Here is a 7,071-nt window from a genome sequence, read left to right as displayed (position 1 = left end):
GCCCAGCGCTTTCAGCTTGCTGGTACCGATCAACCTCCTACTGAATCTCCTAGCGCCCCAGCCAACATTCCCCGATGCCGTAGAGATAAACCAAACCAACGGTTTGGCTGGACTGCGCGGTCTTGAATTGCGGGCGGAATGCCCCAAGGGGTGCCCCAGTTAAGGGCTAGGCTGCATTCCTGCGTCTTGGCGGGTGATCGTGAACGACGAGCGACGCGGGCGCCCTCGAAGGGAATGAGTGCACGGCTAACTTCGTACGGATTCTTCCGGACGCACCTATCCTTCAGTAATCTCCACTCTTGGAGGTCGGGCACAGATCACTTCCACACAGGTATCTAGGGCCGCTACTAGGAAATGCTGAAGCTGCCTGTCAGGCCAAATGGATCGGGCACGAAACTCTTCTAGGAAAGCGCCCTCCTTCAGGACGTAGAATGTCCCTATCTCAGCCTGCTGAGCCGAAAGAAGTCCCCAATAGTGCGCGATATCACTTTCGTCTTGCACTCGGAAGGTCTCGGGACGCTCGAATACAGCCTTGGCGACTTGTCCCTCGCGCTCCAGTTCCAGACAAAGGTTCCAATCCGTCGAATGACCGATCCTCACTTCAAAAATCGTCCAGGGCCGCCGCAGGCTGTCTGTGGACGGAAGCAATTCTCGGTCAATGAGGTGGAACCGAATGGTCATCCAAGCAAATCTAGCTGGCCTCAGGTTCCACTTCCAGTCGTTGCGCAGAGGGCCATCGCTCGCCTCAACGCTCCCACGTGCGTGTAATCGACGATAAAGCTAGACATCGCCAACTCATGGCTGACGCAATGCCTTGAGGACAGCAATTCATCTCTGTGTGGGAAAGTCCTGCCACGCGATCAAGAGCGTGCGTCCCTCCTGCCTGGGATCGTCCGCTAGGGCGACATGAGTTAAATCACAAATCAGGTGTCCAGCTCGCGACATCCACGAAAACATCGACTGAAGTTCGGACCAGGAGATGTCCTTTCTTTTGCCCTTCAGCCTGACGGTCAGATGGGCTTCGGGGTCGGAGGCGGAGACCTGGCCAGTTATGCCGATCAACCCGTGGCAGACCTGGTTGCGGACATCTAGGGCATGTTTCAGCCGAGCTACTAAGCGCTGGCACAGCAGAGAAAGTGGTTCCTCTCCAGATCCCCTCGACATCACGTACCGTTCCCACACGTCGATCGACCGGCGTATCCCGTGAGCATCCTTCGCCACTTCATCCGGCAAGGACTGGATCGCTTCAGCCAGCGCCATTTCGATCCGTGACCAAAGAAGGACCAGTGAGCCGATCGCCCCTTTCATCTGGCTGAATGTCACGATCTGAGGCTGTTCTGGCGCGGTCACTAGAGGTTCTCCTTCCTAGAAATTAGCTAGCCGAATCCGTACTTTCATGGAACAGTTCACGGTGTTGTGAGTACATGAGGTTCAAATGCGATTCTTGGCAATGATTGCGGCAACACTAGTTGCCAGCCACGCACAGGCAGCGGTCGTTACATACGACTATCAAGGACAAGATCTGGACGAGTGGGAGTGGACTTCCTGCATAGCTCCAGGTGAAGAGCTTCCTTGGGAGCCGTGCACCAAGACGCCAATTCCAGACTCGGCGTTCTGGGGATCGGTCACGTTCGATCTCGACCACATCCCAGGCGGTTCACTTGCGAACTCCACGATCTCTTTCTACGCGTCAGAGGTTTGGGAAAGCGATAATCAGTGGTCGATGAAGTATGAGTTTTCGGGACCGGGCGGTTCAGACAGTCTGGAGTGGGTGGGCGATGAAGCGACACCATCTGACTTTTCGAAAGTCGCCGCGCTCGTCCGCTCCACGGGATGGGTCTTTGCCGCGCTTCACCCTTGGCTAGCAGAGGGTCGGCTCTGGATGACTTTTGACAACGAAGCGAACGTGATCGACTGGGAGTTTTCTAGATGGGAAGGCAGCCCAGACACTGACTGGATGTCGACCACCGGTGGCGACGGCTACACCGATCACTATAGCTCGGGGCCGGGCACTTGGACCAAGAGCGTCGATCCATCACCAGTGCCACTTCCGGCAGCGGCCATTTCGCTCGTCACCGGAATAGCCTCTCTCGCTGGCCTAAGAACACTACGGCGTCGCCAAGATCGGACCGCCTAAGGTCTGGCTGTATTTGCTGGTGGCGAACGGGAGTCTCGGGAGTCCCAAGCCCCATCCGCCGCCAGCTATGCCACGGGTTAAAGCAGGCCGAAGTCCACCCCGTACGCGGCCGCTTCCCAGTCGTCATGCTTGTTATCCGCCCGCGACCCGAGCTCCAGATGTTCCGGGTTGATGCAGAGCGGGTTATGACACCGATGACGAACGACGGTATCAAATCCGATCGCCGTCTCGTTCAAGACGCAGTAGATGAACCGGTAGGCCGCCACCTGCCGCCCATGGAAGCGAACCTTCTTCCGAGCGGTCGTGCAAGAGACGATGCATCCGGTCTCCAGTCTGGCCCCAGCGTCGAGCAGTGAGTTGGCCCGTTTCCGGGCCTCCTCGATGTGTTCTGCGAGTATCAGGGCGAACCAGTCTTCGCCGTCGTCAGTCAGGATGAAGTCAGACATCGAAGCCTAAGTTTAGCGCTGGGCCGTCTGCCAGCTGCAGGTGTGTCTCGAGTGCGACCGACTTCCCGCCCGGACCGGTAAGGTTGCCGCGGTAGACAGCGCAGTCGGGATGAACCCAGAGCTTCCGGGTGTAGTCCACCCCGCCCCACTTCACGTCAAGCCGGTTCCAACCCAGCTCGGCCATGACATGGCGTAACTGGTTCGCGTTCGCCCGCAGCTGGACCTGAGCGACCTCTGCCAGGCTCGTCTCAGATATGGCGAACAGTCCCTTCTTGGCCAGATGCTCGCGGAGCTGTTCGGTGGTGACCTGAGCCGCTGCCTGGTGAATACGCTTCATGACGTCGGTGGCGTCCCGATCGACGTTCAGGGTCTTCGCGCTGAAGCCGTCCGGTAATTGGCGAGCGACTAAGGCATTATAGAGCCTCGCCACGTTATCTGGCGACTGGAGGAACGCCAGAACCTGGCCCACGAGCTTGGCGAACTCGTCACTTCTGGCTCCAGCGGCGTGGCCATCGTGGTCAAACTCGACGACGTAGTAGCGACGATCCTCGGCCTCGATCCAGAGCGGAAGGTGGTTCGTGGTGAGCAGGAAGCAGCAGTACTGGGTAACCCGCTCTGCCTCCTTGCCTTTAAATTCCGCAAGGGTCGTATTCTCGGTGATGTAGGTCTTCAGAGCGTTGCTCTGGCTCGAATCCTGCCGAAGCTTCAGCTCCTCCGAGATCACCAGCTTGCTCTGGAGCGCGGTCATGTTGAACCGGCTGACGAGCTGGTCGATGTTATTCTGCGTTACCGAGTTCTCGGGACCGAACAGAGCGGTTACGATCTGGGCGAAGGTGGACTTCCCAGAGCCCTTCGTCTTCGAGTACAGGAACGGTGCCCAGGTTGGCTTATCTGCCTCGTTCTGGAGACACCAGGCCAGCCAGTTCAGAACCATGTCCCGCTCGATCTGCCGGGGGAACACCCAGTCGACGAACCGACCGACTATCCCGTAGTCAGCGCCCTGTACGCCGAGGCGACGGTAGGCTGGCTGGGTCCAGGTGTTGACGACGGCCAGCCCCTGCTGAACGACGATCCGCTTAAGGTTGCCGGGGAGGCAGACCTTGCGACCGCCCCAGACGGCAACGATCTGCTCCTCGTCGGTGTGGGTCTGTTCCAGGGCTCGGGTAAACACAGCCTTCAGGAGCTCGTTGCTCAGCGGCACGTCGGGGAACTCCTTCCGGAACCGCTGGAGGGCCACGATCTTGACGTCGGGCTTCGAGATCGCCGCCGACAGGTTATCGATGGCGTAGTACTTGCCGTCTCGACGGACGAACCAGCTGCAGAGGGCGACGGTCAGGGTACGGCGATGGGCTTCTAATGCGGCTTCATCTTCGCCGCGAATTGGTACGATGTTCATGTAAAAATTCTCAATAAAATATGGAAAATACTGGAGAGCCCCCACCCGCACGGGTGTTTTCCGGTTGCTTCTCCTATAGCGTACCCTGGTCGACACCGGCCCGTTCTGACCCTGCGGACCATCGGCAGCCCCCCTGTGGCAGCGCACCCGCAGCCGGTCTCCCACGACCCCCGAACCACCCGTAGCGGCTCTGCCCGCCATGAAGTTAGTGGACTGGCATCTGCCGATATCGTCCGCCGACCGCCCGGCCCCCGGAAAAAAGAAAAGGGCCAGAGGTTCTCCCCGGCGACACCCACGAAGGGCATCGCCGAGGAGGTTGCTAATGAGGCAGTCGGCCAGTCAGCAGGTAGTCAGCCAGCACCTGCCGGAAGTGGTCAGCGTCCCGGAACCCCTGAGCCTGAGCAGCCCGGTCTTCCGCTTCCCTTCTGCTCAGCCCACCCTCGAACTCCAGGATGGCTGCCCGCTCCTCGAAGGCATCGATGTCAGGCACCCCCGTCATCGCGCCACCGGCAGACCGACCTTCTCGATGATCTCCCGCTTCTGCTCGTCGCTGATCCCGGCCGAGTAAATGCCGTAGGTCATCCGGTTCTCCGACCGAGCAGACTGGTGGCCGACGATCGAGGCGGTGAAATGCTCCGGAACCCCTGCCCGCTCGCACTGGGTCACGAACCACTTCCGGGTCGAGTGGAAGACCGCACCGGGTCGGACGATGCCCAGACTGGTCCTCAGGGCTATGAACCGCTTCGTCACCATGTTGACGGTCAGGCGAGGAAACAGCCGCCCCTGCGCCGGTAGCCGAGCCAGGATCGGCGTCAGGTCCGAGTGCAGCGGAATGAACCGTTCCGCCGCATCGGTCTTCAGCGTCCGGACCGCGTTCGGGCGGACCCACACGAACCAGCCCAGATTGCCCTTCCAGACCAGATTGTCCCGAACCAGCCCCGCCGCTTCCCCGGACCGCATCCCGGTCAGCAGACAGAACCGCAGCAGGTCCCCGATCACCGGATCGTCGGCAGCGACCAGTCGCCGGACCTCCTCGTCGGTCAGTGCCGAGTAGCTTCGGTTCTTCCCCTTGGCCTCCACCCTGACCGTCTTGAACGGGTTCGAGGTGACGTGCCCCTCGTAGACGGCCCAGTCCAGGAAGTGCGACACCTGCCCCACCGTCCGCCGCTGCGTCCGGGCGCTGATCGTCTCCGCGCCACTGATGGCGATCAGCTGGTCCAGCCCGTAGCTCCTGTACCGGTAGGACTTGCCCGAGTGGACCCCAAGCCGAGCCACCTTCCGGGTAAAGTCGAGCGCGTCCTCACGGTTGATCGAACCGACGGTCCGGGAGCCGTAGGCCGAGAGAAACAGGTTGACCGAGAACCGAACGACCTTGAAGCCCCCGGGCCGCAGCTCGTCTGACCGCTTGTTCAGGTAGGTCTGTCCCAGTTCCTTGACCGTCTTCCGCCCCACGATCACCACCGGCGAGAAGACCACCGGGGCGACCTTCTCCAGGACGGGCTTCTCCACCACGTGCCCTGCCCTGGCCTTGGTCACGATCTCCTCGAACTTGGCGTTGATCTCAGTCGCCCGCTTCTTGGCCACACGAGCGTCACCCGTCCGGAGCGACTGCTTCAGGGCCTGCCCGAGCACTGGTTGCAGTTCTCGGGGGTAGTTTCGTCGGTAAAGGTAGGTCTGTTGCTTCAGGTAGGCGTACGGAATTCGTACGGACATGCGTCCTCCTTCTGGGGGCATTCGCCCCAGTTCTGGTTGGTCTGTCGATTTTCTGATTGGTTTCGGCTGGTTACTGGGTATCCGAGGATCCCAGCGACCGCTCGACGACCCGGACGATCATCGACCGGTCAGGCTCGCCGTACTCTCCGGCCAACGGTCCCGTGACGGCTTTCCCGGTGACGAAGTCGTCGTGGACCTCCTCCACCTCGAACAGGTGCTCCGGGACGTCATCGAAGGCGGCGATGACCACGGTGTCCCCCGGCCTCATCGCACCAGCCCCGCTTTCAGCACCTCGCGGAGGATCGTCACGGCCAGTTCATGGCTAATCCTCGAGGCCGTCCAGAGGACGAGGAACAGAACCAACCAGCTCCGTCGTAAAACAAGAAAGCCCCCGGCGATGCCGAGGGCGGTCATGGTCTTCATCTTAAGCTCCCTATCTGCTTCTTTATTTAGATACGGGAGGTTGCGCGGTTTTCTCTGCGCGCGACGACGAAGTTCCCCATTGCGAACCTGCGGGAAACGGGCGAGATTTCCACTGAACCCGCAATTCAAGGGTGCATCTGAGGATTGCTAGAATGTTAAATGATGTCGAGTATCGTGAAGCAACTCGGAAACGCGATTGGAAGAAGATATTCGAAATCAACAAAGTGGCGATGGATTCGTTCGGCACGAAAAAGGAATTCCTCGCCCTTGGTGGCCTGATCGAAGAAGACGAGACCGTCTATGCGTTTGCCTCTGGGATCGTCAGCAAGTCGGAAACCTCAAACACGAGCGATTTCGGAGCGAACACTTGGCTTGTCGCACTGACCTCCGAGAGGTTTCTCTTCGTTGATTGCGCCCTCCTAAGCAACTCCGTTGATACGCAGACCGTGAGACTCAATCGGGTGCAAGCTGTTTCCGCTTCCCAAGGATGGGTGCTCGGAAAGATAATGGTAGATATCGGTAGCAGAACAATCACTGTCGATAACTGCCAGAAGGCTCACGCTAAGATTGTTGCGGAATTGGCGAACCGTCTCCTGCGAGAGCGTGACCACGATCCAGTAGTAACCTCCCTCAATGATCCTGCAAAGCGAACAGATCTTACATCAAGTCCCACGGCGCAAACCGGTCTAGATGCCTTGGAGCGACTGGCCGCATTAAGGACCTCAGGAGCTTTGACTGACGAAGAGTTCTCGGCAGCAAAGGCGCGTATCCTCGCTGCGCTTTAAGTCACCGCCCCACCCGTCGCCCCACCTCGCCCAGCCTTCCCAGCGAACTGGTACCGACCAACCTCAGACCTGGAATCCTAGCGCCCCAGCCAACTTTCCTTTCGAGACATGGAAATCATCCAGACCAAGGGGTTGGCTGGACCCTGTGGTCCTGGATCACGGGCAGATCGC

General features: G+C 59.6%; 9 protein-coding genes. 2 read left to right on the top strand and 7 right to left on the bottom strand.

Annotation, left to right across the window (positions count from 1 at the left end; all coding sequences use genetic code 11):
* Window positions 1–828: 828 nt before the first annotated feature.
* A complete protein-coding gene (locus L0V05_RS20405) occupies window positions 829–1,350 on the bottom strand; it encodes a hypothetical protein (RefSeq protein ID WP_234873345.1) in 522 nt (173 codons plus the stop codon).
* A gap of 85 nt (window positions 1,351–1,435) precedes the next feature.
* Here L0V05_RS20405 and L0V05_RS20400 point away from each other — a divergent pair, with 85 nt between their 5' ends.
* Window positions 1,436–2,137 carry a VPLPA-CTERM sorting domain-containing protein gene (locus tag L0V05_RS20400; RefSeq protein ID WP_234873344.1) on the top strand — a complete coding sequence of 234 codons (702 nt, stop codon included), beginning with the start codon at window positions 1,436–1,438 and terminating at the stop codon, window positions 2,135–2,137.
* A 77-nt stretch (window positions 2,138–2,214) separates the two neighbouring features.
* Here L0V05_RS20400 and L0V05_RS20395 read toward each other — a convergent pair whose 3' ends face one another.
* From L0V05_RS20395 to L0V05_RS20370, 6 genes are all read right to left on the bottom strand, one after another.
* Window positions 2,215–2,583 carry an HNH endonuclease gene (locus L0V05_RS20395; RefSeq protein WP_234873343.1) on the bottom strand — a complete coding sequence of 123 codons (369 nt, stop codon included), beginning with the start codon at window positions 2,581–2,583 and terminating at the stop codon, window positions 2,215–2,217.
* Window positions 2,576–3,979, bottom strand: coding sequence for a primase-helicase family protein (locus L0V05_RS20390; RefSeq protein ID WP_234873342.1), 1,404 nt, complete (start codon window positions 3,977–3,979; stop codon window positions 2,576–2,578). Before L0V05_RS20390 ends, L0V05_RS20395 begins: the two co-directional genes overlap by 8 nt.
* A gap of 319 nt (window positions 3,980–4,298) precedes the next feature.
* Window positions 4,299–4,478 (bottom strand): hypothetical protein, encoded by a 180-nt coding sequence (locus L0V05_RS20385; RefSeq protein WP_234873341.1) that lies wholly within the window; start codon window positions 4,476–4,478, stop codon window positions 4,299–4,301.
* Complete coding sequence (locus L0V05_RS20380) at window positions 4,475–5,692, bottom strand: DUF6538 domain-containing protein (protein WP_234873340.1); 1,218 nt, start codon at window positions 5,690–5,692, stop codon at window positions 4,475–4,477. Before L0V05_RS20380 ends, L0V05_RS20385 begins: the two co-directional genes overlap by 4 nt.
* Window positions 5,693–5,762: 70 nt before the next feature.
* Window positions 5,763–5,942 (bottom strand): hypothetical protein, encoded by a 180-nt coding sequence (locus tag L0V05_RS20375; RefSeq protein ID WP_234873339.1) that lies wholly within the window; start codon window positions 5,940–5,942, stop codon window positions 5,763–5,765.
* 14 nt (window positions 5,943–5,956) lie between these two features.
* Window positions 5,957–6,115, bottom strand: coding sequence for a hypothetical protein (locus L0V05_RS20370; RefSeq protein WP_234873338.1), 159 nt, complete (start codon window positions 6,113–6,115; stop codon window positions 5,957–5,959).
* A gap of 152 nt (window positions 6,116–6,267) precedes the next feature.
* On the opposite strand from L0V05_RS20370, the gene L0V05_RS20365 reads away from it, so the two are divergent.
* The gene (locus L0V05_RS20365; RefSeq protein ID WP_234873337.1) at window positions 6,268–6,900 is read left to right on the top strand and encodes a PH domain-containing protein; all 633 of its coding nucleotides are present in this window, start codon (window positions 6,268–6,270) and stop codon (window positions 6,898–6,900) included.
* Window positions 6,901–7,071 lie beyond the last annotated feature (171 nt).

The sequence above is a fragment of the Alitabrizicola rongguiensis genome (genome assembly GCF_021491355.1).
Lineage (GTDB): Bacteria > Pseudomonadota > Alphaproteobacteria > Rhodobacterales > Rhodobacteraceae > Aliitabrizicola > Aliitabrizicola rongguiensis.
Note: the sequence above shows the minus strand (reverse complement) of the source record. Positions and strands in the feature narration are given on the sequence as shown.

Bases quoted from the DNA above. Each gene is read 5' to 3' on its own strand.
- L0V05_RS20400 (WP_234873344.1), top strand. From the start codon at position 1,436: ATGCGATTCTTGGCAATGATTGCGGCAACACTAGTTGCCAGCCACGCA.
- L0V05_RS20395 (WP_234873343.1), bottom strand. From the start codon at position 2,583: ATGTCTGACTTCATCCTGACTGACGACGGCGAAGACTGGTTCGCCCTG.
- L0V05_RS20390 (WP_234873342.1), bottom strand. From the start codon at position 3,979: ATGAACATCGTACCAATTCGCGGCGAAGATGAAGCCGCATTAGAAGCC.
- L0V05_RS20385 (WP_234873341.1), bottom strand. From the start codon at position 4,478: ATGACGGGGGTGCCTGACATCGATGCCTTCGAGGAGCGGGCAGCCATC.
- L0V05_RS20380 (WP_234873340.1), bottom strand. From the start codon at position 5,692: ATGTCCGTACGAATTCCGTACGCCTACCTGAAGCAACAGACCTACCTT.
- L0V05_RS20370 (WP_234873338.1), bottom strand. From the start codon at position 6,115: ATGAAGACCATGACCGCCCTCGGCATCGCCGGGGGCTTTCTTGTTTTA.
- L0V05_RS20365 (WP_234873337.1), top strand. From the start codon at position 6,268: ATGTTAAATGATGTCGAGTATCGTGAAGCAACTCGGAAACGCGATTGG.